Origin of the sequence: Janthinobacterium sp. LS2A (assembly GCF_036543145.1) — a bacterium.
GTDB classification, from domain to species: Bacteria; Pseudomonadota; Gammaproteobacteria; order Burkholderiales; family Burkholderiaceae_D; genus Janthinobacterium; species Janthinobacterium aestuarii.
Window position 1 is genome coordinate 468,470 of the sequence record NZ_JAZHPB010000003.1, and the last position, 23,078, is coordinate 491,547.

General features: G+C 61.4%; 22 protein-coding genes. 7 read left to right on the plus strand and 15 right to left on the minus strand.

The features are described from left to right. Positions 1-82: 82 nt before the first annotated feature. The 5 genes from corA to glnA form a co-directional block, all read right to left on the minus strand. Positions 83-1,048 carry a magnesium/cobalt transporter CorA gene (corA, locus tag V3C40_RS12235; protein ID WP_034760218.1) on the minus strand — a complete coding sequence of 322 codons (966 nt, stop codon included), beginning with the start codon at positions 1,046-1,048 and terminating at the stop codon, positions 83-85. Positions 1,049-1,188: 140 nt separating this feature from the next. Continuing rightward, the gene (ntrC, locus tag V3C40_RS12240; protein WP_331777563.1) at positions 1,189-2,679 is read right to left on the minus strand and encodes a nitrogen regulation protein NR(I); all 1,491 of its coding nucleotides are present in this window, start codon (positions 2,677-2,679) and stop codon (positions 1,189-1,191) included. Positions 2,680-2,727: 48 nt separating this feature from the next. Then, entirely contained in the window at positions 2,728-3,816 is a 1,089-nt protein-coding gene (glnL, locus tag V3C40_RS12245; RefSeq protein ID WP_331777564.1) for a nitrogen regulation protein NR(II), read from the minus strand. 5 nt (positions 3,817-3,821) lie between these two features. Continuing rightward, the gene (locus V3C40_RS12250; protein ID WP_128140903.1) at positions 3,822-4,304 is read right to left on the minus strand and encodes a DUF4124 domain-containing protein; all 483 of its coding nucleotides are present in this window, start codon (positions 4,302-4,304) and stop codon (positions 3,822-3,824) included. Positions 4,305-4,477: 173 nt separating this feature from the next. After that, positions 4,478-5,893, minus strand: coding sequence for a type I glutamate--ammonia ligase (gene glnA, locus V3C40_RS12255; protein WP_029496182.1), 1,416 nt, complete (start codon positions 5,891-5,893; stop codon positions 4,478-4,480). 385 nt (positions 5,894-6,278) lie between these two features. Between glnA and V3C40_RS12260 the strand changes: the two genes are divergently transcribed. The 3 genes from V3C40_RS12260 (at position 6,279) to V3C40_RS12270 (ending at position 7,528) form a co-directional block, all read left to right on the plus strand. Further along, positions 6,279-6,740 carry a rhodanese-like domain-containing protein gene (locus V3C40_RS12260; RefSeq protein ID WP_331777565.1) on the plus strand — a complete coding sequence of 154 codons (462 nt, stop codon included), beginning with the start codon at positions 6,279-6,281 and terminating at the stop codon, positions 6,738-6,740. A gap of 156 nt (positions 6,741-6,896) precedes the next feature. Continuing rightward, positions 6,897-7,247: a type II toxin-antitoxin system RelE/ParE family toxin gene (locus V3C40_RS12265; protein ID WP_331777566.1), complete on the plus strand. Its 351-nt coding sequence runs from the start codon at positions 6,897-6,899 to the stop codon at positions 7,245-7,247. Beyond that, entirely contained in the window at positions 7,244-7,528 is a 285-nt protein-coding gene (locus tag V3C40_RS12270; protein WP_034760245.1) for an XRE family transcriptional regulator, read from the plus strand. Before V3C40_RS12265 ends, V3C40_RS12270 begins: the two co-directional genes overlap by 4 nt. Before the next feature lie 139 nt (positions 7,529-7,667). Here V3C40_RS12270 and V3C40_RS12275 read toward each other — a convergent pair whose 3' ends face one another. Continuing rightward, entirely contained in the window at positions 7,668-9,020 is a 1,353-nt protein-coding gene (locus V3C40_RS12275) for a TAXI family TRAP transporter solute-binding subunit (protein WP_331777567.1), read from the minus strand. Between the two features lie 131 nt (positions 9,021-9,151). Between V3C40_RS12275 and V3C40_RS12280 the strand changes: the two genes are divergently transcribed. Continuing rightward, positions 9,152-9,757 carry a glutathione S-transferase family protein gene (locus V3C40_RS12280; protein WP_331777568.1) on the plus strand — a complete coding sequence of 202 codons (606 nt, stop codon included), beginning with the start codon at positions 9,152-9,154 and terminating at the stop codon, positions 9,755-9,757. A 51-nt stretch (positions 9,758-9,808) separates the two neighbouring features. On the opposite strand, the gene V3C40_RS12285 is transcribed toward V3C40_RS12280, so the two are convergent. From V3C40_RS12285 to V3C40_RS12310, 6 genes are all read right to left on the minus strand, one after another. Continuing rightward, the gene (locus V3C40_RS12285; RefSeq protein ID WP_331777569.1) at positions 9,809-12,937 is read right to left on the minus strand and encodes a transglycosylase domain-containing protein; all 3,129 of its coding nucleotides are present in this window, start codon (positions 12,935-12,937) and stop codon (positions 9,809-9,811) included. A 364-nt stretch (positions 12,938-13,301) separates the two neighbouring features. Beyond that, positions 13,302-14,087 (minus strand): competence/damage-inducible protein A, encoded by a 786-nt coding sequence (locus tag V3C40_RS12290; RefSeq protein ID WP_072454280.1) that lies wholly within the window; start codon positions 14,085-14,087, stop codon positions 13,302-13,304. Positions 14,088-14,118: 31 nt separating this feature from the next. Further along, positions 14,119-14,946, minus strand: a complete 828-nt coding sequence (locus V3C40_RS12295; RefSeq protein WP_034760257.1) for an EI24 domain-containing protein — start codon at positions 14,944-14,946, stop codon at positions 14,119-14,121. Next, positions 14,946-15,986, minus strand: a complete 1,041-nt coding sequence (locus tag V3C40_RS12300) for a sterol desaturase family protein (RefSeq protein WP_442907249.1) — start codon at positions 15,984-15,986, stop codon at positions 14,946-14,948. The genes V3C40_RS12295 and V3C40_RS12300 overlap by 1 nt, the downstream gene beginning before the upstream one ends. Next, a complete protein-coding gene (locus V3C40_RS12305) occupies positions 15,983-16,786 on the minus strand; it encodes a polysaccharide deacetylase family protein (RefSeq protein ID WP_442907256.1) in 804 nt (267 codons plus the stop codon). The genes V3C40_RS12300 and V3C40_RS12305 overlap by 4 nt, the downstream gene beginning before the upstream one ends. A 50-nt stretch (positions 16,787-16,836) precedes the next feature. Then, positions 16,837-17,808, minus strand: a complete 972-nt coding sequence (locus V3C40_RS12310) for a YVTN family beta-propeller repeat protein (RefSeq protein WP_034760259.1) — start codon at positions 17,806-17,808, stop codon at positions 16,837-16,839. A gap of 197 nt (positions 17,809-18,005) precedes the next feature. On the opposite strand from V3C40_RS12310, the gene V3C40_RS12315 reads away from it, so the two are divergent. The 3 genes from V3C40_RS12315 to V3C40_RS12325 all read left to right on the plus strand — a co-directional run bounded on the left by V3C40_RS12315 (position 18,006) and on the right by V3C40_RS12325 (position 19,333). Then, positions 18,006-18,362, plus strand: a complete 357-nt coding sequence (locus V3C40_RS12315) for an FKBP-type peptidyl-prolyl cis-trans isomerase (RefSeq protein ID WP_034760263.1) — start codon at positions 18,006-18,008, stop codon at positions 18,360-18,362. Positions 18,363-18,561: 199 nt separating this feature from the next. Beyond that, positions 18,562-18,816 (plus strand): acyl-CoA-binding protein, encoded by a 255-nt coding sequence (locus V3C40_RS12320; protein ID WP_034760268.1) that lies wholly within the window; start codon positions 18,562-18,564, stop codon positions 18,814-18,816. A 46-nt stretch (positions 18,817-18,862) separates the two neighbouring features. After that, positions 18,863-19,333 (plus strand): GNAT family N-acetyltransferase, encoded by a 471-nt coding sequence (locus tag V3C40_RS12325; RefSeq protein ID WP_331777570.1) that lies wholly within the window; start codon positions 18,863-18,865, stop codon positions 19,331-19,333. 91 nt (positions 19,334-19,424) lie between these two features. Here V3C40_RS12325 and proX read toward each other — a convergent pair whose 3' ends face one another. Genes proX through proV form a run of 3 tightly spaced genes read right to left on the minus strand, consistent with a single transcriptional unit; the run spans position 19,425 to position 22,828 of the window. Continuing rightward, positions 19,425-20,483: a glycine betaine/L-proline ABC transporter substrate-binding protein ProX gene (gene proX / locus V3C40_RS12330; RefSeq protein WP_070303354.1), complete on the minus strand. Its 1,059-nt coding sequence runs from the start codon at positions 20,481-20,483 to the stop codon at positions 19,425-19,427. Between the two features lie 12 nt (positions 20,484-20,495). Further along, positions 20,496-21,599, minus strand: coding sequence for a glycine betaine/L-proline ABC transporter permease ProW (gene proW / locus V3C40_RS12335; RefSeq protein ID WP_070303355.1), 1,104 nt, complete (start codon positions 21,597-21,599; stop codon positions 20,496-20,498). Beyond that, positions 21,596-22,828 carry a glycine betaine/L-proline ABC transporter ATP-binding protein ProV gene (gene proV, locus V3C40_RS12340; RefSeq protein WP_034760513.1) on the minus strand — a complete coding sequence of 411 codons (1,233 nt, stop codon included), beginning with the start codon at positions 22,826-22,828 and terminating at the stop codon, positions 21,596-21,598. Before proV ends, proW begins: the two co-directional genes overlap by 4 nt. Positions 22,829-23,078 lie beyond the last annotated feature (250 nt).

Genomic DNA, 23,078 nt, shown 5'->3' on the forward strand with positions numbered 1-23,078 from the left:
CCTCAGCAAAGGCCCGGGTCAACGGACTTGCCGCGATTGTACCCCTGGCTATTGTTTAATAATACAGATACACAGGAATTTTTTATAACCAGCCGGAACGCTTGAACAAGTAATACATATAACCGCAGACACAGCTCATCACTGCCACCGCGGCCGGATAACCATAATGCCAGTCCAGTTCCGGCATGAACTTGAAATTCATGCCCCAGATGCCGGCAAACGCGGTAAAGACGGCGAAAATAGCGGCCCAGGCCGCCAATTGCTTGTTCACTTCGCTCTCATCGATGGCCACCATCGACAGATTCACCTGGATCGCCGTGCTGATCGTGTCGCGGATGGTGTCGAGCGTGCCGTTGATGCGCGCCAGATGGTCATGCACGTCGCGGAAATACTCCTGTGTATCGTGGCACAGCGGCGGCACCCTTCCGCCGTGCAGCTTGCCCACCGCTTCCATCAGGGGCGCGACCACGTGGCGCAAGACCATGACCTTGCGTTTCAATTGATACAGCCGTTCGATATTGTCGCGCTCGGTGCCACGGTCGAAGATGCGGTCCTCGATCAGTTCCAGTTCCGATTCGAGCGCGTCGAGCACGGGAAAGTACCGGTCGACAACGGCGTCCATCAGCGCGTACAGCACGAAGGCCGAGCCCTGGCGCAGCAAGTGCGGCTCGCGCTCGGCACGCGCACGGACACCGAGGAAACCTTGCGAGCTGTTGCTGCGCGACGAGAGCACGTAATTGGCGCCGACAAAAATGTCGACTTCGCCCAGCACCAGTTCGTTCTCGACCATTTCCACGGTTTTCACGACGGCGAACAGGGAGTCGCCATATTCCTCGATCTTCGGACGCTGGTGGCCCCGCTGCGCGTCTTCCACCGCCAGTTCGTGCAGGCAAAACTCGTGCTGCATCTGTTTCAGCTCGTCCGGCGTGGCGTCGAGCAGGGCGACCCAGACGAAACAATCGGGGCGCTCGACGTAATCGCTGATATCGTCGATCGGCAAGTCGGCCAGTTTTTTGCCATCCTGGTAGGCCACGCAGTTAATCAGCATACAGTTTCCACAATAAAGTTAAAACCGGACGAAACAGTCCGGCAGGCGCTAGCTTACCTTATCGCCTGCTGTGGGTGTTGTGGCGTGCGAGGAACGCCAGGAGGGGAAGCGGACGGGGCGGAGCCCCGTCCGGACGGCAATCAATCGTCCTTGGCGCCGTCGATGCCCAGTTCGGAGATCTTGCGGGTGATGGTGTTGCGGCCGATGCCCAGGCGCACGGCAGCGTCGTTCTTGCGCCCGTGCGTATGCTTGAGCGCCGTCTTGATCAGGGCCGACTCGAACTGCCGCCCCAGCACGGCCATGACTTCTTGTTGCCCCGCGCCCAGCATGCCGGCCGCCTGCAATTCCAGCAAGCCGATCCAGCCCGGCGGCGCGCCGTTGGCGGGCGCGACGGCTTCAAAGACCTGGCCGCCGTGCGGGTGGGCAACGACCGCTGGCGCAGCTTCGCCCGCCGCCGCAGTGGCCGCGCCATCGCCCTGCCCCTGCGTCAATTCCAGCGGCAAATCCTTGATTTCCACCGTCTGGCCCGGCGCCATCACGGTGATCCAGTTGCACAGGTTTTCCAGCTGGCGCACATTGCCGGGCAAATCGAGGCTGCTCAAGAACTGCATCGTCGGTTCGCTCATGCGTTTGGCTTCGACGCCCAGCTGGCGTGCGCTTTGCACCAGAAAGTGGCGCACCAGGATGGGGATATCTTCGCGCCGCTCCCTCAAACTGGGCAGGCGCAAACGGATCACGTTCAGGCGGTGATACAAGTCTTCGCGGAACAGGCCGTCGCGCACGCGCTGCTCGAGGTTCTGGTGCGTGGCCGTAATGACGCGCACGTTCGCCTTCATAGGCTGATGGCCGCCGACGCGATAGAAATGGCCGTCGGACAACACGCGCAGCAAACGCGTCTGCAGGTCGAACGGCATGTCGCCGATTTCATCGAGGAACAAGGTGCCGTTCTCGGCCTGCTCGAAGCGGCCCCGGCGCGTCGTCTGCGCGCCCGTAAACGCACCGCGTTCATGGCCGAACAGTTCGGACTCGAGCAAATCCTTCGGTATCGCCGCCGTGTTGAGAGCAATGAAAGGCTGCGCCGCGCGCGGGCTGTGCTTGTGCAGCGCGCGCGCCACAAGCTCCTTGCCGGAACCGGATTCGCCCGTGATCAGCACCGTCACGTTCGATTGCGACAACCGGCCGATGGCGCGGAAGACTTCCTGCATGGCCGGCGCCTGGCCGAGGATTTCCGGGGTTTCCGACGGGCCCGATTCGACGCTCGTCTCGCGCAGGCTTTCTTCCAGCGCACGGCGGATCAGCTCGACAGCTTTGTCGATATCGAAGGGCTTGGCCAGGTATTCGAAGGCGCCGCCCTGGAAGGCTGCGACGGCCGAGTCAAGGTCGGAAAAGGCCGTGATGATGATGACCGGCAAGCCGGGAAAGCGCGACTTGACCGTCTGCAGCAATTCTAGGCCGGATGCGCCCGGCATGCGGATATCGGACACGAGCACTTGCGGCGTGTCAAATTCCAGCGCGGCGATGGCGTCGCGCGCATTGGCAAAACTCTTGGTGGCGAGATTTTCCCGCGCCAGGGCTTTTTCCAGCACCCAGCGGATTGATTCGTCGTCGTCAACTATCCAGATTGGCTTCATTAGTGTGTGCGTCCCGCAATGGATTTCATGGGTGGGATACCTCCTCGCTTATGGCAAGGGTAGAACGATCCTGAAATCGGTGTATCCAGGCCGGCTTTCGCACTCGATCACGCCCAGGTGCTGTTGCACGAAGGTTTGCGCCAAGGTCAGCCCCAGCCCGCTGCCGCCTTCCCTGCCCGACACCAGCGGGTAGAAAATCCGGTCGCGGATCTGGGGTGCGATGCCCGGTCCATTGTCAATGATATGCAAGTCTAATGCCAGGTTGTAGCGGACCTTGGCCAGGGTCACCTGGCGCGCCACGCGCGTCTTGAAAATGAGCTCCGCATTGCCCGCCTCGATGCGCTCTGCCAGCGCTTGCGCCGCGTTGTGCGCGATGTTGAGCACGGTCTGTATCAGTTGCTCCTTGTCGCCGCGAAACTCGGGAATCGAAGCGTCGTAGTCGCGCGAAATGGTCAGACCGCTGGGAAACTCGGCCAGGATCAGGCTGCGTACCCGTTCGCACACTTCGTGGATATTCACGTCGCCCACGATATGCGGGCGGCGGTGCGGCGCCAGCAGCCGGTCGACCAGGGTTTGCAGGCGGTCCGCTTCCTTGATGATGACCTGCGTGTACTCGCGCAGCTCGCTCAGGTGCAGGGCCGGCAATTCCAGCTCCAGCAGCTGGGCCGCGCCGCGGATGCCGCCCAGCGGGTTCTTGATTTCATGCGCCAAGTTGCGGATCAGCTCCTTGTTGACCTGGCTCTGGTCGAGGATGCGCTCCTCGCGGTCGAGTTTGAGCTGCTGCACGTTTTCGCGCAGCTCGATCAGCACGCCGTCGCGCGGCGCGTCGAGCGCGCTGATGATGCTGTGCACGCGCAGCGGCTCGCGCCCCAGGCGCTCCAGAGTCAGGTCCTGGCGCAAGTCGGAAAATTTATGCTCGAGCGCCTGCGCGCAAATGCCGGCCAGCTCGTCGGGATTCAAGAACAGCGCCGTCAGCTTTTGCCGCGACAGGGCCTTCAACGAGCTTTCCAGCAGGTTTTCCGCCGCCGCGTTGGCATAGCTGATGCGGCCGTCGCCGTCGAGCAGGATCACGGCCGAAGCGAGCAAATCAAGGCCGGCCAGATGGGCCGGGCGGCTGGAATGGTTGTCTAGTGTCATGTGCTTTACCGAATATTCGCGATCTCGCGTTTCAGGGCCTCGACGTTCTGCTGTGTCCGGCTAATGTTGTCCTTCAACTGCGCCACTCTTTCCTGGTATTTCGCGTAATTGCGCTCATTGCCCTGGCGCTCAGGCTGGCCGCCATTGAACTCCAGGCGCTGCGCCGCCAGCTTCTGCTCTTCGCTGCGCAATTCGTCCTGCAGGATCTGGCGCCGGTCCAGGTCGCGCGCGCGCTGCTCGGCGCCATCGACCTTGGGAAACGCGCCGGCGGCAGGCGCCGCCGTGGCCGCCGCCTGCGTGGCGGGCCGGGCCGGTGCGCCGGCCAGCGGCGCCGTCTTGCGTGGCGGCTCCGTCATGGCGCCCGGCAAATCGAGCAGCTGGCAATGCGCGCCAGCCCGCTTGTCCGTGTACGTCTTGTGTCCTTGCGCATCGGCGCACACATACAGCTGCCCGTGCGCCTGTGCTGCCGCGCCCAGCAATCCTGCCATCAGCGCCATTCTGTAATGCTTGGTCAATCTCTACTCCTGTCGGCGCGTGCCGCATCGTTCCTGGGCCGACTATACAACAACGCACTGTGGCGCCATAACAAAAAACGCGGGCAAGACCATCGCCTCACCCGCGTTTTTTTATTCACTACCGGCACATTGCCGGCGTGGCGCCATTACAGCGAGTAGTACATGTCGAACTCGGCAGGATGAGTGGTCATGCGCATGCGCTGTACGTCCTGCATTTTCAGTTCCAGATAAGCGTCGATCATCGAATCGCTGAACACGCCGCCACGGGTCAGGAACTCGCGGTCCTTGTCCAGTGCATCGAGTGCTTCTTCCAGCGAAGCGCACACGGTAGGGATCAGTGCGTCTTCTTCCGGCGGCAGATGGTACAGATCTTTCGAGGCGGCTTCGCCCGGATGGATCTTGTTGGCAACGCCGTCCAGGCCAGCCATCAGCAGTGCGGCGAAGCACAGGTAAGGGTTCGCCAGTGGATCCGGGAAGCGCGCTTCGACGCGGCGGCCTTTTGGATTGGCCACGTGCGGGATACGGATCGAGGCGGAACGGTTTTTCGCCGAGTACGCCAGTTTCACTGGCGCTTCGTACCCTGGTACCAGACGCTTGTACGAGTTGGTGCCTGGGTTGGTGATCGCGTTCAATGCCTTGGCGTGCTTGATGATGCCGCCGATGTAGTACAGGGCGAAATCGGACAGGCCGGCATAGCCGTCGCCAGCGAACAGGTTTTTGCCATCTTTCCATACGGATTGATGCACGTGCATGCCCGAACCGTTGTCGCCAACGATAGGTTTCGGCATGAAGGTGGCGGTCTTGCCATAGCTGTGCGCCACGTTCCACACCACGTATTTCAGGTTTTGCGTCCAGTCGGCGCGCTCGACCAGGGTCGAGAACTTGGTGCCGATTTCATTCTGGCCGGCGCCGGCCACTTCGTGATGATGTACCTCAACCGGGATGCCCAGCGATTCCAGAATCAGGCACATTTCCGAACGCATGTCCTGGAAGCTGTCCACTGGTGGCACGGGGAAATAGCCGCCCTTGACGGTAGGACGGTGGCCGCTGTTGCCGCCTTCGATGTCCTTGCCGGTCGACCACGAACCTTCGTCCGAACCGATCTTGACGAAGCAGCCCGACATGTCGATCTTCCAGCGCACGCTGTCGAAGATGAAGAATTCTGGCTCAGGGCCGAAGTAGGCGGTGTCGCCCATGCCCGACGATTTCAGGTAGGCTTCGGCGCGTTTCGCGATCGAGCGCGGGTCGCGGTCGTAGCCCTTGCCGTCCGACGGTTCGATCACGTCGCACTGCATGAACAGGGTCGTTTCTTCCATGAACGGGTCGATATTGGCCGTGTTTGGATCCGGCAGCAAGATCATGTCGGACGCTTCAATGCCTTTCCAGCCAGCGATCGAAGAACCGTCAAAGGCGTGGCCCGACTCGAATTTGTCCATGTCGAAGTGCGACACGGGAACCGTCACGTGCTGCTCTTTACCACGGGTATCAGCAAAGCGGAAATCAACGAATTTGACTTCGTTTTCTTCTACCATCTTCAAGACTTCTGCGGCTGTCATTGCCATGCGTATCTCCTAAATGAATGTGGGGTGAGCCGACCTTAGTGCGTCTGGGCTGATGAAGCGAAGCAAACATTGCGTGCCACCAAAACTCATAAGGATCATAGCAGATTCCATGCCAGCCTCTGGTGGGATGTCGCCGCCCAGGTCAAAACCCGGCCATGCCAGTGAAAGTTTTCCTGCCCGCGATTTTCATGCTGGGTTTGCGTCAAATCAAGAATGCACTATGCAAGTGCAAAAAACGAATAACGCACCATTATCGTGCATTTTGTACCAATTCTTGAAAAATGCCTCATTGTGGTGCATGCACCGTGCACCGTGATTTCCCGTTTGCGGGGCGCCGACGGCGCACTATAATCGACCACACCTGCCCACTTTCATCGAGGACGCCATGACCACCGCCGCCGACATCCTGACCACCGCCCGCAGCCGGGCCAATGAAGGTACGCCGTATGCCGGCGCCGTCACGCCGCAGGAAGCATACGACCTGCTGCAGGGCGATCCCGCCGTCAAGCTCATCGACGTGCGCACGAATGCCGAGCGCGACTGGGTGGGGCGGGTCGATATCGCCGATACCCAGCATGGAGCGGTGCAGTGGGCCACCTACCCCGGTGGCGTGCCGAATGCCGATTTCCTCGCGCAACTGGGCGCCCAGGCCGGCAAGGACGAGGTGCTGCTGTTCCTGTGCCGCTCCGGCGTGCGTTCGCGCCATGCCGCCAAGCTGGCGACCGAGCACGGTTACCTGAACTGCTTCGACATCCTCGAAGGTTTTGAGGGCGACAAGGACGCCGACGGCCACCGCAAGCAGATCGGCGGCTGGTGCAAGGCGGGGTTGCCGTGGCTGGGTGCCTGACGCTGGCCGCCTGACTATCTGAACCGTGTTTGATCTGGCGGGCCACCCTGCGGTCCGCTATCGGCTACAACCATCCATACGCGCCCGATTTTTCAAGAGCGGCGCAAATTCTCCTTGCGAATGTGTACCTTATATAGTACAACGTAGAGGTGCGTCATGGATGCTTCCGGCTTGCGCCAAATGACCCTGCTGTTCTATGCGAACGGCAATGGCGGCGAACCCGTGCGCGACTGGCTCAAATCGTTGCCCATCGAAGAGCGCCATGTGATCGGACAAGACTTGATGCATGCGCAATGGCGCTGGCCCGTGGGCATGCCCCTGTGCCGCCATCTGGGGCAAGGATTGTCGGAAGTACGCAGCAGCCTGCCCGGCAACCGCATCGCCCGCGTACTGATCTGCCATCACGGCGACTGCCTGGTGGCGCTGCACGGCTTTATCAAGAAAACCCGCGCCACGCCCGATGACGACCTGGCGCTGGCCCGCAAACGCTACAAGGAACTGACATGAACGCCACCGCTCCCCACCTCGGCAGCAGTCTCGACGACTTCCTCAAGGAAGAAGGCATTTTCGAGCAAACGCAAAACCGCGCCATCAAGGAAGTGATCGCCTGGCAACTGACGCAGGCGATGCAGGAACAATCGATGTCGAAGACGCGCATGGCGGCCCTGCTGCAGACGAGCCGCTCGCAGCTCGACCGCCTGCTCGACCCCAGCAGCGACGTGACCGTGTCGACCCTGGAGCGGGCCGCCGCGCTGGTCGGACGCAAGCTGTCAATCACCCTCATTTAGTACGCCTATCAAAAACCTACTACGCGTCGTAATTTGCGGTCTGCGATGCTCACTGTACCTTCGTACAGCTGCGCTTCTCAACCACAACTTCCTTCCGCTCGCTACGGTTTTGTTAGGCGTTGTTAAGCGAGTTAATCGCTCAGGCCGGCTCGCCAGCCTCGACTGCTGAATGCTCGCCCATCAGGGACAGAATGCGCTTGCGCACGAAATTGATGTGGCTGCGCAAGCCATACAACCCATCGGCAAACGACAGGGGAATCGAGATCTGGTTGACCATCTCCTCGATCTGGTCGAGCCGCTTCAATTGCGCCGCATACACTTGCGCGCGCTGCTCTGGCGGCACGTCCTCCAGCGCCTGCTCGACCGTGCGCAACTGGCCATACCAGCGGTACACGCGCGAGCGGATGCGCCATACGTACAGCGGCGGCACCACGCGCGACAGGGGCAGGATCAAGGCGCCCAAGGCCACTACCAGCACCCACATGCGGTCAAAGAAATTGGCCAGCCAGAAACTCATATAGCGCTGCAGCACGGGCGCGCCATCCTTGTAGAATTTCAGCGCTTCCGGTGCCACGGGAATTTCCGTGTAGCGCGCGGACGGGAACTGCCCCTGCTGCTGGAACCATCCCGTGCCGCCATGGATGCGGGCCGCCGCCTGCACGAACAGGTCGACCAAGGCCGGATGCAAGTCTTCGCGCGCGACTAAGGTGGCTGTCGGCGCGATCAGATGATAATCCTGGGCGGGAATGTTCTGCCCCAGGTCGACTATGCCGCGCGGCAAGACGACATGCGTGAGGAAAGGCAAACGCCGCGTGTACGCCTCCGCTTGCGAAAAATCAAACAGCTTGATGCCCGGCGTTTGCAGCAGCATCTGGATCAGCGGCGCTTCCGGGGCCGAGCTGAACACGAGGCCGTCGATGCGCCCTTCCAGCAGCTCCACCGTGGCAGGCGTGTTTTGCAAGTCGCTCACCGTCAGCTCGTTCGCCTCCACGCCATTAACGGACAGCAATTGCCGGAACAGGCCGGGCACGCCCGTGCCTTCCGGTCCCAGGTTGATCTTCATGCCCTTCAATTGCGCCAGCTCCGTCACCGCCTTGTCTTCGCGCATAAACAGCCAGACGGGTTCCGTAAACAGGCTGCCCAGGGAAATCAGGCCGTGGCGCTCGGCATCCTCGTGCTCCGTCGAGCCGCTTTGCACGAAGGCGATATCGGTCTTGCCGCTATTTAACCGCTGCAGGTTGTCCTGCGAACCCAGCGACGGCTGCAAGGTCACCTTGATGCCGTGCTTCGCCAGGGTGGCCACATATTTTTTGCCGAATTCTTCATACGCGCTATTGTCCTGCCCTGTCGACAGGCTTACCTGGCGCGGCGGCGCCGGGTCGACCAGCCAGTAAGCAAGCGCGCAAAACGCGCCGACCAGCAGCAAGGTGGGGCCGGCGGTGGCGAGGAAATCGCGCACGGAAAAGCGGCTGAACGCGAGGATTTTGGACATGTGGTGGCGCATAGGTTTCATGGGTGGCTACGATGCCAAGAAAACCTCAACTATGCAAGGCACTTTCACATGCGCGGGTTGGCCAAATCCGCTACAGTGACAGATTAACCACCTGCCTTATGGAGCCCCGCATGCTGAAAATTCTTGGAAAAGCTGCCTCGATCAATGTCCGCAAGGTCCTGTGGACGTGCGAGGAACTCGACCTGCCGTACGAACGCGAAGACTGGGGCAGCGGCTTTCGCAGCACCGACGACCCGGCTTTCCTGGCCTTGAACCCGAACGCCATGGTGCCCGTGCTGCTCGATGGCGACCTGGTGCTGTGGGAATCGAACACGATATGCCGCTACCTGTGCGCCCAGGCGGGCCGCGACGACTTGCTGCCAAGCACGCCCCGCGCCCGCGCGGAAGTGGAAAAATGGATGGATTGGCAAATGGGCGACCTCAACAACAGCTGGCGCTACGCCTTCATGTCGCTGGTGCGCCAGAGCCCGGCACACCAGGATGCGGCGCAGCTGGCGGCCGGCATTGCCGGCTGGAACAAGATGATGGGCGTGCTGGAACAGCAGCTGCAGCGCACGGGTGCCTTCGTCTGCGGCGAAACGTTCACCTTGGCCGACATCATGCTGGGCCTGTCCGTCAAGCGCTGGCTGATGGCGCCGCTGCAGCGTCCTGGCTACCCTGCCATCGCCGCTTATCACGCGCGTCTGGCGGACAAGACGGCCGTGTTTGCCGGCTAAAAAAAACGCCGGCGCGAACGCCGGCGTTTTGCTACAACTACCTGCCAGCGGCTAATTCGTGCACTGTTTCGCCACGCCTTCAGCCGGCGCAGGCGCTTCGATCAACGGCATCAGGCTTGGCGCCAGCGACACCAGCAGTTGCACGGGCAAGGCGCTCGTGAAATCGTAGTTCTTCGATTCCGGTCCGCGCACGTATGCCGTCATGCTGCCGTAGAAGCGCTCGCCGATATTGAACACGAACGTGGCGGAACGATTCACGTAGCGCGACTCGATCAGACGGCCGCCAGCGCCATAGACGTCGAAACGCTGGTCGCCCGTGCCCGTCTTCCCGCCCATCGGGATCGGCACGCCGTCAGCGCCGACAAACGCCGTCTTCGCCCGTTTCGCCGTGCCGTCCGACACCACTTCGCGAATGGCCTTGGCAACGGCGCGCGCCACGTCCGGCGACAACACTTGCTCCGCTTCCACCTTGCTGCCCCGCTTGACCATCGTGTCATACGGCGTATTGGCCGCGAAATGCATGGAATCGATGCGCACGCTCGGTTTGCGCACACCATCGTTGATGATGATGCCCATCAACTCGGCCAGCGCGGCGGGACGGTCGGCCGACGCGCCCAGGGTCGTCGCATACGACGGCACGAGCGAATCAAACGGATAGCCCATCTTCTTCCACTGGCGGTGGATTTCCAGGAAACCTTCCACTTCCAGCAAGTTGGCGATGCGACGATCCTGCGCATGCTTGCGGTGCGTATTGAACAGCCATTTATACACTTCCTGGCGCTCCTTCTCGCTGGCCGCCACCATCTGCGACAGTGTCGAGCCTTCGTGCTGGCGCAGGTACGCCACCATCCACAGTTCCAGCGGATGCACGTTGGCCAGGTAGCCGCGGTCGGCCAGCGACCAGTTTTCCATCGCGTACTGCTGGTACATCTTGGCCACGCGCTCGGGCGGCACTTCGTTTTGCGACGTCAGGTTGGCGTTGAGGAAATCGCCGAATTCCGCGACAGTCCCCTTCGGATTGACGGTGCGGAAGATATTGGCCAGGCGCACTGGTGTCGGGCGGATGCTGGCCAGCAGGATTTTTTCCTGCTCGTCGACGCTCTTGCCACGGTACTTCTGGTAGAAGCGGTGCAGGAACTCGCGCCCTTCCTTGTCGGCAAAACGGCTCAGGTACTGGGCCCGGCGCGGATCGTCGGCGTCCGCCAGCAGCGAGGCCGAGGAGTCGGGGCGCGAAAACATGTAGTAGCGGGCCACGTCGCGCATCAAGCGCACGAACACCAGGTTGGTCGACTGGCGCAGCGCCTGCTGCACCGTCATGATGCGGCTGTCGTCGAGCTTGGAGAAGTTGCCGAAATGGTGCAAGCCGCCGCCCGTGAAGAAGCCTTCGCCCGGGTTGCCCGAATATTTGCGCTCCATGGCGGCCGCCAGCATGGTAGGCAGGTTGCGCGCCTCGCCGAGCGCCAACGGTTTCAGATAGGCAATCGCCCACTGCGACAGCATGTCCTTCGGATCGACGGCGATCTTGCCCAGCTCGGCGGCGCCCATGCCGCTGTAGCGCTGGTGCAGCTGGTCGATGATGTCCATATACGTGACCAGGGTGCGCAGCTTGGCCGTGGAACCCAAGTCCAGCTTGGCGCCCTCGTTGATGTCGAGCGGCTGGTCGTAGTTATCGGTCTGCACGCGCAGCAAGTTGGCCTGGTCGCCCTTTTGCAGCAAGGTAAAGCTGTAGACCACATTGGCCGGGTCGCCATTGCCCAGCATGCCCTTGCCCGTCAGGCCGGCCGCCTTCGCCACTTCCGGGTCGCGCAGCTCGCGCAAGACCTTGGTGACGGCGTTTTGCGCCTGCGCGTCGAGCGTGCTGACCACTTTCAGGTCCAGGCGGTCGAGATTGTACAGGCGCGGATCACCGAGCATGCTGGCCAGGTGATTGCGCACGGCATTCGAGGCCTTGCGCGTGACAAACGAGGTCGACGCTTCCGATTGCACGCCCGAGGCCGTCGACGGACGCAGCTTTTCGGCGATGGCCGCATCGCGCAGCTGCGGCGAAATCACGCCCGCTTGCGCCAGCAGACGCAGATGGCTGTTGGTCAATTCTTCCAGGTCGGCACCGCCGGCCACCAGGTAATGCGAAGGACGGCGCTGCGCGATCAGCAAACTCAGCGCCTGCTTGTAGGCCAGCGCGCTGCCCGGCTGGTCCATCTTACCTTTGAGCAAAGTTTTCACTTCGGCAAATGGACGGCCATACCAGACCCACATGCCGTCGCCGATGCCGTTGACTTCGCCAAAGCCGCTCTTTGCCGACAGCGGCACGGTGTTCAGGTAATTGACGACGATCCTGCGCCGCGCTTCCATGGTGTTTTCGCCATCCTGGTACGAGCGCAGGCTGGCCGAAATCATCTGCAGCAGCTTGTCCTGCATGGAACTGGTGCGGCCATCTTCCGAATGCCGGTATTTTTCAATCTGCGTGGCCAGGGTGCTGCCGCCGCCACTGCGGTGGCCGCCGAACAGGTTCAGCGCCTTGTCGAGGACAGCCTTGCTCAGGCGGTCCCATTCCACAGCCGGATTGCGCTCGGGTGTGCCCGGGTCGAGCAACTCGCGGTTTTCGATGAAGAGCAGGCTTTGCACGAGCGCGGGCGGCGCTTCGGCAAAGCCGTCAAACATGCGCTCGGGATAGCTGGCCGCGAACAGAGGCGCGGCGCGGCAATCGAGAATGCTCAGTCCGGCGCGGTTTTTCTCGTGATACGTGGCAAAGATGCCCCGGTCGACCAGTTGCACCATCTTCGGCGACATGCGCGCCTGCGCCGTGACGGCATAGTCGCGGGCGTTGAGCTTGGTGATGAAGTCCGGCAGGCTGGCATAGCCAAGGCGCTCGTCGTAGGGCCCATGCTGCGGATAGCGGATGGCGCCCGCCGGTGCGGGGCCAGGCTCGACCTTGAACGCCAGCTGGCGGTCCAGGCGCGTGAAAAACTCCGCCTGCAGGGCCGACGTGCGCACTTCGCGCATGACGAACCACGCCACGCCGGCGATCAGCGCCAGCACGATGATGGCAAAGATGGGCCAGATGCGCGAACGGCGCTTCTTCGGCGGACTCGCCGGCGGCGGCGCCTCGGCGTCCGTGTCGGGGAGTGGATCAGAAGGGGGCCGCTCGTGCGCGGCCAGATTGACGCCTGTGTCTTTCATGGGATGCTGGGGTAAGGTTGGGTTTGGACGGCGCGGGAAATGCGGTAGCGATACCGCTCCGCGCGGGATAAGACGAGGGCCAGCCAGGGCCGGTCACAACAAAGCTTGCTTAACATGATGTCCATACCGGTGAATCAAAAAAACACGCTACTGCACAGGCAGGCGACCCCGCGTTTGACACGCAAGGCCCCTGTTCACCATTCCACCACATCGGCATGAAAACGACTGACGAGCGCACACAAAAATCTTGCTTCATTGAAGATTTTCGCAAAAAAACAACGTCTTGGAATGTACGCTTGCGTACATAGATGCAAAGCGGGCTGAGCGCCAGCGAAAAAGCCGCCAGCGCCGGGCTGGCCGCATCTCAGATGGTGGTGTATTCCGCCTGCAAGGTATCGAGCGCGGCGCACATCTGCGCAAAGGCGGCCTCGGCCTGCGCGGGCTCGCCCTTGACACCCAGTTCGATATGCCGGCGCGTCTGCGCATCGCCCACGCTGGGCAGGCTGAACACCTTGATCAGCGGGAACTCCGCTTCCAGGCGCACCATCAGCGGCGTCAGCAGCGATTCGGCCGTTTCGTACACGAGCAAGGCATGTTCCGCGTGCGGCACCTGATTGAACAGGTGCGGGTAATGCGTGTCGAGCACCCATTCAATCATGGGCCAGGACATGACGGGAAAGCCGGGCACGAAATAATGCTCGCGCACGGCAAAGCCGGCAATCTTGTTGTACGGATTCGGAATCAGCTCGGCGCCTTCGACAAATTCCGCCATTTTCAGGCGGTGCAGGTTTTCCGGCGAGTTCAAATCGGCCGGCACGCCCGCCTCTTCGCCCATTTCCGTGATCCGTTGCTGGATATTGAGCTTGCCCTGCGGATGCAGCACCAGAGGCAAACCCAGCGCATCGGCCGCCGCCTGGCGCGTATGGTCGTCCGGCGTGGCGCCGATGCCGCCAAAGCTGAAGACGATGTCGCCGCTGGCAAAGCTGCGCTTGAGCAAGGCGACCAGGCGGGCCGGCTCGTCGCCCACGTATTCCGCCCAGCTCAGCTGCAAGCCCCGCGCCTTGAGCATGCTTACCACTTTCGGGAAATGCTGGTCCGTGCGCTTGCCCGACAGGATTTCGTCGCCAATGATGATCAATCCGATAGCCATGAAGCTCCCTCGTAGAATTCGATAAGAATGGTCAGGCGTCCGCCGGCGCCACGTCGGTCATGCCGCGTACGCCCCGCAAACGCGACAGTGCTTCCAGGCAGTAATACTGGAACCACAGACCCGTAAAGATAAAGATCAGCACATACAGCCAGATGGCGAACGCCGCCAGGAAGGGGAAGAACACCACCGACATCACGCCACCCATCCACAGCATGCCGGGCACGGCACCAGCCACGCCCGACACCATGCCGATGGCCAGCAAAGGCCAGCGCTGCGTGCGCATGATGGCATGGCGCTCTTCCGCGCTGGCGTAGTCGGCCATGGCGTCATACGCCATCACGCGGTAGGTCAGCCAGCCCCACAGCACAGCTTGCCCCACCAGGGCGGCAGGCGGAAACGCGTACAGGGGCAGCATGATGACCCAGGCGATGATGAACAGCAAGAACGTGGCCAGCGAAGTGGCGACGCTGCCAAGCAGGCTGCCGCCATGCTTCTTGTCCAGTTGCGGAAAGTGCCGCCCGCCCACATGGCGGCCGATGGCCGGCATGGCGAACAGGCCCATGAAGATCAGCGCCGTCAAGATCATCAGCGGCAGCAGCATGAACATGGCGATCAGCGGCACGATCACGGCTTTCAGCATGCCCAGGCCAAAGGTGGACAGCACCTGCCCGCTGGTGCGGAAGAAATCATACTGCGTGAACAGCGCATGCAGGCTGTCGATCAGCGGCTGCAAGCCCACATACAGCAGTCCTCCCCACAGCACCAGCGACAGGATGAACGGCGCCACGCTCAGCAGCAATATCCTGCCGTGCAATTGCGACAGCAAGGCGCGGCCATACGAATTCAACACATTACGCATCAACGGCGTCCTTTTCGTTTGATTCTTGCAAATTCCACCATGCGGCGCAGGCCCAGCCATTGCTGCTGCCAGAAGCCGCGGCCATAGTCGCGTCCCGGCCGGCCCATGCCCTTGCTGTCGATACGGGCCAGCTGGTCGCGCACGCCCGTGCGCGCATAGCCGGCCGAGAAATTCGCGGTGCCCAGCAGCATATCCCAAATCGGCAAGACCACACCGAAGTTGCAACCGCCCATGCTGCCCTTGCCTTTCGACTCGTGTCCCACGCCGATCGCATGGTGTGTACGGTGGAAACGGGGCGAGATCAACAGCCGCTCGCCGATGCGGCCGAAGTGTATCCTCACATTCGCGTGCTGCAAGCTTTGCAGAATGCGGGAAACCGACACCAGCAGCACGTACTGGCCCGGCGGCACGCCGATACCGAGCGCCACCAGCGCCATCACCACGTCGCGCAGGAAGTCATCGAGCAGATGGTTGCGGTCATCGCTCCACAAGTTCATGTTTTGCTGGCTGTGATGCAGGCTGTGCAAGCCCCACCACCAGCCGAAATGGTGCGAAGCCCGGTGGTAGCAATAGTCGACGAAGTCCAGTATCACAAAATAAATGATAAAACTGAGCAAGGGACTGATGCCGGGCAACAGCGATTCCAGGTTGAATGGATGAATATTATCGAAACGCAAGGCACCCGCCAGCGCATCCATCAGCGGATCGAGCGTGAAGAAGACGACGACAGAAAACAGGCCGATCCGGTGCAGCACGGTGTAGATGAAATCGTTCCAGCGGGCGCGCGGGTCGGTGATCTTTTGCGCGGGAATCAGGGCTTCGAGCGGGCGCAGCACGAGAAACAGCAGCACCAGTTCGCACAGGCCGATCAGCAGCCACTCCGTGCCCTCGAACGCTTCTTCCGTGAATTCGCCAAAGCCCAGGTGATACACGAGGGGATTGACCACCGTCTGGAACAGCCAGCCTTGCGCCACGCCAAAGGCGTCGACCACGGCATCGATGACGGGCGTGACGAAGCCGAGGATATCGGCGGCCATCATGGCTGGCCCTTCTTCTGCGCGTAGGCAGGGTGCTCGCGCAGGGTGGCAAAGCAGAAACCCTTGTCTTGCAGGCCGGAAATCAAAGCATCGAGGTTGGCGGGTGCCCACGCATCCTTGCGCGACCAGATGCCCATGTGCGAAATGAAAATGTCGCCGCTGCGCAAGTTCGCAAGCGCTTTTTTCAGCAGCATGGCGTTCGGATACTTATCGCTGGGCAACTCATCGCCGGAATACCCCGCCGGCGCCCAGCCCGCATGCTGGTAACCGCAAGCGCTGCCAGCCGCCAGGGTGCGCGGCGAGGTGTAGCCACCCGGCGCACGCCAGAACGGATCGAGCTTGTGGCCGGTCAGTTCCTGGAAGCGCGTATCGACGCGGCGCAATTCCTCGCAGAACTGCTTATCGCTAAACGACGCCAGTTTGCCGCCGTCCTTGCCGAACTGGGGCTTGACCTGGATCAAGCCGTTGGCCAGATCCTTCTTCCAGTACACGTGGTCAAACGTATGCGTGCCGAATGCATGGCCTTCGGCGACCCGGGCTTTCCAGTACGGCGCCCACGAGGCATCGAGCGAATAATCGCCGCGCGTGGTCTTTTCGTTAGCCAGGAAGAAGGTTGCCTTTACATGACGTTTGTTCAGCACTTCAGCGATCAGTTGCGCTTGCGACTGGCTGCCCGTGTCGAAGGTCATGTAGATCGTGCCCTTGCAGGCGGCCGGGGCAGAAGATGCGGCTGGGGCCGGTGCTGCTGGTGCAGGTGCGGCGGCATGCGCGGGGGACAGCATGGCGCTGGCGCACAGCAGCATGGCGGACACGCGGCCCGCAGGAATCAGGTGTTTCATCATCACACCCGCCATCACATGCGCGGCGAGTGGGTGGCGAAATACACGCCATGGGGCGATCGGCCCACCGGTATGGTCTTGATGACCTTGCGCGTGGTCAGGTCGATCACGGCCACTTTCTTGATCCAGCGCAGGGTCACCCACATCGTCTTGCCATCGGGCGTGATTTCCATGCAGTCCGGGCCGCCCGGCACATTGATGGTACCCACGTTTTCCAGGGTTTGCTGGTCGATGATGTTGATGGTGTTCGAGACGCGGTTCGAGACGAACGTCATGCGGTTGTCACCGAGCGCGCGGAAATTATGCGTGCCGGCGCCCGCCTTGATGCGCTTGACGGTCTTTTGCGTGCGCCAGTCGATCACTTCCACGTAATCGCTGCCCATGATGCCGACCAGTAAATGTTTGCCATCGGGCGTCATCGTGATACCGGCCGGCGCGGGGCCGACAGGCATGGTCCATTTGACGGTTTGCGTGGCCAGGTCGATGGCGCTGACCTGGTTGCTGCCCTGCTGCGTGATGAAGGCCATGGTGCTGTCGGCCGTGAACGCCATGTGGCTGGGCAGCTTCGGCAGCGGGATGCGCTTGGCCAGGGTCAGGTTCTTGCCGTCGTAGCGGTACAGGTCGATGCGGTCCAGGCGCAGCGAATTCGAAATGAACCATTTCTGGTCTGGCGAAAAGCCGATTTGGTAAGGATCGAGGATGTTGCTGATGCGGCGCTGGATCTGGCCCGAGACAGGATCGAGGAAAATCAGCTCGTTGCCGACGGAACTGGCGACGATCAGCGACTTGCCGTCCGGCGTCTCCATCAAATGGTGCGGTTCCTTGCCGACGGCAAAGGTAGACAGGGGAGCATAGGTTTTCTGGTCCAGCAGTTGCACCGTAGCATCACGGGAATTGAGCACCACCACCACTTCGGCTTGCGCCGTCGATATTGCGGAAACCAGGCACAGCGAGGAAAAAACAAGGCGGCGTAGACTGCGGAACATGGAAGAAATCACTGTTAAATACAAAACATGCATTTTACGTGGAACACTGTATTTATTGTGTGAAATCCCCCCTTAAATACAACCGGCAGCCACACATCGGCGTAATTTCCGGTTTTCGCTTGCGCCGGGCCTGGAATGGCGCTTTGCAACTCATTGCTCTACAATCTGAAGCTTTCATCGCCTACACAAGGATTATCATGACCACCACCACTACCGCTTCCGGCCTGCAATACATCGATACCGTCGTTGGCGAAGGCGCTGAAGCGCAAGCCGGCAACAATGTTGTCGTGCATTACACGGGCTGGCTGCAAAACGACGACGGCAGCGCCGGTTCGAAATTTGACTCGAGCAAGGACCGCAACGATCCATTCGAATTCCCGCTGGGCGCAGGCCGCGTCATCCAGGGTTGGGACGAAGGCGTGCAAGGCATGAAAGTGGGCGGCAAGCGCCAGCTGATCATCCCTGCGGCACTGGGCTATGGCGCACGCGGCGCCGGCGGCGTGATTCCACCGAACGCCACCCTGATTTTCGACGTCGAACTGCTGGGCGTATAAGAAGCTGAAGGCTGCGTTCCAAGGACCGTGCCAGACGCCGCCACTGATCACTCAGCGGCGGCGTTTTTGTTTTGAGGGTGTCCTCTAATGCACGGCGCGCTTTTTTCACTATGATGTCAGGCACTGCAGCACGCACGGTGGCCACTCCTCCGGGCCTGCCGCACTTTTCCAGCGATTCCATCAGCACACAGGAGCCATCATGAGTTTACAAGAGCAATTCGAACAAGCGCAGCTCGATTCCAAGACCCTGTCCGAGCGTCCGGACAATATGACCTTGTTGAAAATCTACGCCTTGTTCAAGCAAGCGTCGAGCGGCGACGCCACGGGCGAGCGTCCTGGCATGACCGACTTCGTCAACCGTGCCAAGTTCGACGCCTGGGCGGCCCTGGCCGGCACCTCGAAGGAAGATGCGCAGCAACAATACATCGACCTGATCGAAGACTTGAAGGACTGATCGTCCCTCCCTGCCCCGGCGCCTGCCGGGGCAGTATAATTTCTGCATGACACCATCACCGAATTCCCTGCTTTCCCTGGCCCATGCCGCCGACCTGCCCCGCTTGTTCGATGTCTGGCACCTGTCCGTACGCGCCACCCACGATTTCCTTGCCGATAGCGATATCGCCTTCCTGATGCCTTTCGTCCGCGACGAGCTGGCCAGGGTGACGGCCGAACGCCTGCTGCACGTGCTGCGCGCCGATGACGGCGTCGCCTATGCCTTCCTGTGCGTCGAGCACGCCAAGATCGAGATGCTGTTCGTACATCCCGACCAGCGTGGCAGCGGCGCCGGCCGCGCGCTCGTGCGGCACGCCATCGCGGCCCTGGGCGCCACGGCTGTCGATGTCAACGAACACAACACGCAAGCGCATGGCTTTTACCTCCACCAGGGCTTTATCGGGGAAAGCCGCTCCGAACGCGACCCGTTCGGCAAGCCTTTCCCCATTTTGCACCTGAAACTGGCCGAAAACGGCTAAAAACTCACCAAAAACCACCAAAACAGGCCGTTAACGCAAAAGTGGCTACCAAAATGGTAGCCACTCTTTCATGGTGAAACGGCGCTAGAACTTACTTTTTCGCCGCTGCCAGCGCTTGCGCGATCCAGCCGTCAAACTTTTGCTGGTGGAACTTGATCCAGCCAGCCGTATGGCGCGCGATATCGGCTTGCGTGTTTTCGCCACGGCGCATGCGTTCGTTCTGCGCATTGATGTCGGCCACGGGCAATTGCATCACTTCGAACAGCTTCGCAGCCGCCGGGTTTTTCTCGGCCCAGGCCTTGTTCGACACGATGCGCGCCGTGTTGACGGCAAAGCCGTAGTCGCTGCCATTGTCCAGACGCGTGTTTACTTTCTCCGGATTGGCCGAGAATGGCACTTTCAGCCAGACCACGTCCTTGCCCGGCACCAGCACGCCGCTGACCCAGTACGGCGTCCACGTGTAGTACAAAATCGGCTCGCCACGCTTGTAGCGCCCCATGGTGTCGGCAATCAGGGCCGCATAGCTGCCCTGCACGTGCGTCACCGTCTCGCGCAATTTATACGCATCCATGTGATTCTCGATCAGCGCTTCGCAGCCCCAGCCGGGGTTGCAGCCCGTCAAGTCGGCCTTGCCATCGCCGTCGTGGTCAAACAGCTTGGCCAGGTTCGGGTCGCGCAACTGGTCGATATTCGTGATGTTGTACTTTTCGGCCGTCGCCTTGTCGATCAGATAACCTTGCGCGGCAGGACCGGCGTATTGGCCCGTGCGCAACAGCTTGGCGTCGCCGCCCGCATTGTTATAGAAATCCTTGTGCATCGGGTCCCAGTGCACGGCCATGAAGGTGGCGTCGCCGTTGGCAATGGCGATATGCGCGGTCGGATACTCCACTTCCTTGATCGGCTGCACTTCGTAGCCAAGCTTTTCCAGCGCCTTGTCGACCAGCATGGTCTGGAAGGTTTCTTCCGCGATCGAGCTTTGCAGCGCCTGCACCTTGATGCCCTTGCCGGGCAGCGCATCGGCGGGTGCGGCCGGCGTCTGCGCCATGGCCAGGCTCGTGGTCAGGGCCATGGCGGCGATCGCCAGGGCGGAAAACAGCTGGAACTTGCGTTGCGATTTTTGCGTCTCTTTGAAATGTGCGATTTGATGCATGTAAATCCTTTCTTATTGTGCGTTGGCCAGCGTAGCTTGCTGTGCAACATTATTTTTCTCCGTGTTGCCGCGCACCAGGCGCAGCACGAAACCGGCAGGACCCGTCTGGTACCAGTGGCGCACGCCACGGCGTGGCTGGCCCATCGCTTGCGTCAAGCGGTCCAGGGTGATGGCCAGCAGCACGATACCGAGGCCACCGACGGTTGCCAGGCCCATGTCCAGGCGGCCGATGCCGCGCAATACCATCTGGCCCAGGCCACCGACAGCGATCATCGAGGCGATCACGACCATCGACAGCGACAGCATCAGCGACTGATTGATACCGGCCATGATGGACGGCATGGCCAGCGGGAACTGCACGCGGGTCAGCAACTGCCACGGCGAGGCGCCATACGCGCGGGCCGCTTCGATCAGGTCGGGACGCACCTGGCGGATGCCGAGGTTGGTCAGACGCACGAGCGGCGGCAGGGCAAAGATGATCGTCACGATCACGCCTGGCGCATTACCGATACCAAACAGCATCACCACCGGTACCAGATAAACGAAGGCGGGCGTCGTCTGCATGGCATCGAGCAAGGGGCGCAGGATATTCTGTGCGCGGTCGCTGCTGGCAAGGAAAATACCGAGCGGCAAACCAATGGCCAGGCAGAACGCCAGCGACGTCAATACCAGCGACAAGGTCGTCATGGCTTCCGGCCAGATGCCCAGCATCGACACGACCAGCAGCGCCAGCACGGTGCCGATGGCCAAGGTGCGGCTGGTAAATTGCCACGCCAGCAAGCCGATGATGGCGATGACCGTCAGCGACGGGGCCGCCAGGAGCACGCCTTCCACGCCGGACAGCACGCTGTCGATCGGCGCGCGTACGGCTTGGAAGAATGGGCGGAAATGCGCGACGACCCAGCCCAGGCCCTGGTTGATCCAGCTTTCCAGCGGCAGCGAGCCGTCGAAGATCTGCGTCAGGTGAAAACCGGAGGCCGCGTGTTCCGGCTGTACGGCCGGTCCGGCCGCATCCAGCCAAGACGTGTCGCCCGGCGGCGTCAGCGCCCAGGGATTGATTTGCGCGGCCGGCTGTTCAACAACAGCTTCTACTGTGGAAACGGTGCTTGGATTCATGCTTGTCCTTTCTGTTGTTGTTCGGCAATGGCTGGCGTATCGCGGTCGAGGAACTTCAGCAAGGTCGTCTTGCTGATGGCGCCGCGGAAGCTGCCGTCATCGGCCACCACTGGGACGGCGTAAGGCAGTTGCGCCACCTGGCCGAACAGTCCGGCGACGGGCTCGTCTGCATTGATGGTCTGCACGTCGGGCAGATAGGCATGCGCCAGGCCCAGCGGGCCGACATGGCCGTCGAGCGCACTGCGCAGCGAATCGGCCGACACGACGCCGAGGAACTTGCGCTGCGGATTGACGACGTAGGCAAACGCGCGATCCTGCTCTTCCAGCATCGACAGCGCGGCGCGCGAGCCGCGGCTCGGCGACTCGGACACGACGATCTGGCTCTTGCGGGCAATATCGCTGGCCTTGAACACGGCCGCCGCATCGACGCCGCGCACGAAGTTGCGCACGTAATCGTTGGCCGGTTTGCGCAGGATTTCTTCCGGCGTGCCCACTTGCACCACGTGGCCGTCTTTCATGATGGCGACGCGGTCGCCGATGCGCATGGCTTCATCGAGGTCATGCGAAATGAAGACGATGGTGCGGCGCTTGATCTGTTGCAGGCGCAGCAGTTCCGATTGCATTTCCGTACGAATAATCGGATCGAGCGCGGAAAACGCTTCATCCATCAGCAGGATCGATGGATCGCAAGCCAGCGCACGGGCCAGGCCCACGCGCTGCTGCATGCCGCCCGACAATTCGTCGGGATAGCTGGCGCCGTAGCCGTCCAGGCCCACTTGTTCCAGCGCTTGCTGGGCCAGCGCATGACGCTCAGGCTTGGGCATGCCGGCCAGTTCCATGCCGAAGGCAGTGTTGTCGAGCACGGTAATTTGCGGCAGCAGCGCGAACGACTGGAACACCATACTGATGTCCTTGCGGCGCAGAGCCCGCAGCTGGGCATCCGGCAAGGTGTTGATGTCGTTGCCGTCGATCAGGATGCGGCCGGCCGTCGGCTCGATCAGGCGGTTCAGCATGCGCACCAGGGTCGACTTGCCCGAACCGGACAGGCCCATGATGACGAAGATCTCGCCCGCTTCAATGGTAAAGGTGGCGTCGAAAACGCCGATGGTGCAATCTGTCTTGGCCAGGATGTCCTGCTTGCTGGCGCCTTGATGAACGAGTTCAAGTGCTTCTTCTGGCTTGTCGCCGAACACTTTGAACACATGGTCGATAATGATTTGTTTTGCCACGATGTGGTTCTCCCTCGATTTGACGAATGGAATGAAACCCAGCAAGCCTGCTAGCTTGCGGCGGGAATCAACAAACCCTGTTGCGTCGGCTACGCCACGGCGCAAAAAGCGCACGGGAGCGACAGGAAACAGGGGGTGACACGCGTGTGACCAGCGGATGGCCAAGGCCGGTGCCGGGGTGCCGTGTGCGTGCTAAAAGAGGCTGTGGTTCAGGACTTTTAACAACGCTAGCGCCATGCAAATACATGGC

What these genes read in the sequence shown, in the direction of transcription:
- V3C40_RS12270 (WP_034760245.1), top strand. Translation starts at nt 7,244, where the DNA reads ATGAACGCCACCGCTCCCCACCTCGGCAGCAGTCTCGACGACTTCCTC.
- V3C40_RS12295 (WP_034760257.1), bottom strand. Translation starts at nt 14,946, where the DNA reads ATGCGTAATGTGTTGAATTCGTATGGCCGCGCCTTGCTGTCGCAATTG.
- glnA (WP_029496182.1), bottom strand. Translation starts at nt 5,893, where the DNA reads ATGGCAATGACAGCCGCAGAAGTCTTGAAGATGGTAGAAGAAAACGAA.
- glnL (WP_331777564.1), bottom strand. Translation starts at nt 3,816, where the DNA reads ATGACACTAGACAACCATTCCAGCCGCCCGGCCCATCTGGCCGGCCTT.
- proX (WP_070303354.1), bottom strand. Translation starts at nt 20,483, where the DNA reads ATGCATCAAATCGCACATTTCAAAGAGACGCAAAAATCGCAACGCAAG.
- V3C40_RS12260 (WP_331777565.1), top strand. Translation starts at nt 6,279, where the DNA reads ATGACCACCGCCGCCGACATCCTGACCACCGCCCGCAGCCGGGCCAAT.
- V3C40_RS12285 (WP_331777569.1), bottom strand. Translation starts at nt 12,937, where the DNA reads ATGAAAGACACAGGCGTCAATCTGGCCGCGCACGAGCGGCCCCCTTCT.
- proW (WP_070303355.1), bottom strand. Translation starts at nt 21,599, where the DNA reads ATGAATCCAAGCACCGTTTCCACAGTAGAAGCTGTTGTTGAACAGCCG.
- V3C40_RS12250 (WP_128140903.1), bottom strand. Translation starts at nt 4,304, where the DNA reads ATGGCAGGATTGCTGGGCGCGGCAGCACAGGCGCACGGGCAGCTGTAT.
- V3C40_RS12265 (WP_331777566.1), top strand. Translation starts at nt 6,897, where the DNA reads ATGGATGCTTCCGGCTTGCGCCAAATGACCCTGCTGTTCTATGCGAAC.
- V3C40_RS12310 (WP_034760259.1), bottom strand. Translation starts at nt 17,808, where the DNA reads ATGTTCCGCAGTCTACGCCGCCTTGTTTTTTCCTCGCTGTGCCTGGTT.
- V3C40_RS12275 (WP_331777567.1), bottom strand. Translation starts at nt 9,020, where the DNA reads ATGTCCAAAATCCTCGCGTTCAGCCGCTTTTCCGTGCGCGATTTCCTC.
- ntrC (WP_331777563.1), bottom strand. Translation starts at nt 2,679, where the DNA reads ATGAAGCCAATCTGGATAGTTGACGACGACGAATCAATCCGCTGGGTG.
- V3C40_RS12305 (WP_442907256.1), bottom strand. Translation starts at nt 16,786, where the DNA reads ATGCTGCTGTGCGCCAGCGCCATGCTGTCCCCCGCGCATGCCGCCGCA.
- V3C40_RS12280 (WP_331777568.1), top strand. Translation starts at nt 9,152, where the DNA reads ATGCTGAAAATTCTTGGAAAAGCTGCCTCGATCAATGTCCGCAAGGTC.
- V3C40_RS12290 (WP_072454280.1), bottom strand. Translation starts at nt 14,087, where the DNA reads ATGGCTATCGGATTGATCATCATTGGCGACGAAATCCTGTCGGGCAAG.
- V3C40_RS12325 (WP_331777570.1), top strand. Translation starts at nt 18,863, where the DNA reads ATGACACCATCACCGAATTCCCTGCTTTCCCTGGCCCATGCCGCCGAC.
- V3C40_RS12320 (WP_034760268.1), top strand. Translation starts at nt 18,562, where the DNA reads ATGAGTTTACAAGAGCAATTCGAACAAGCGCAGCTCGATTCCAAGACC.
- V3C40_RS12315 (WP_034760263.1), top strand. Translation starts at nt 18,006, where the DNA reads ATGACCACCACCACTACCGCTTCCGGCCTGCAATACATCGATACCGTC.
- corA (WP_034760218.1), bottom strand. Translation starts at nt 1,048, where the DNA reads ATGCTGATTAACTGCGTGGCCTACCAGGATGGCAAAAAACTGGCCGAC.
- V3C40_RS12300 (WP_442907249.1), bottom strand. Translation starts at nt 15,986, where the DNA reads ATGATGGCCGCCGATATCCTCGGCTTCGTCACGCCCGTCATCGATGCC.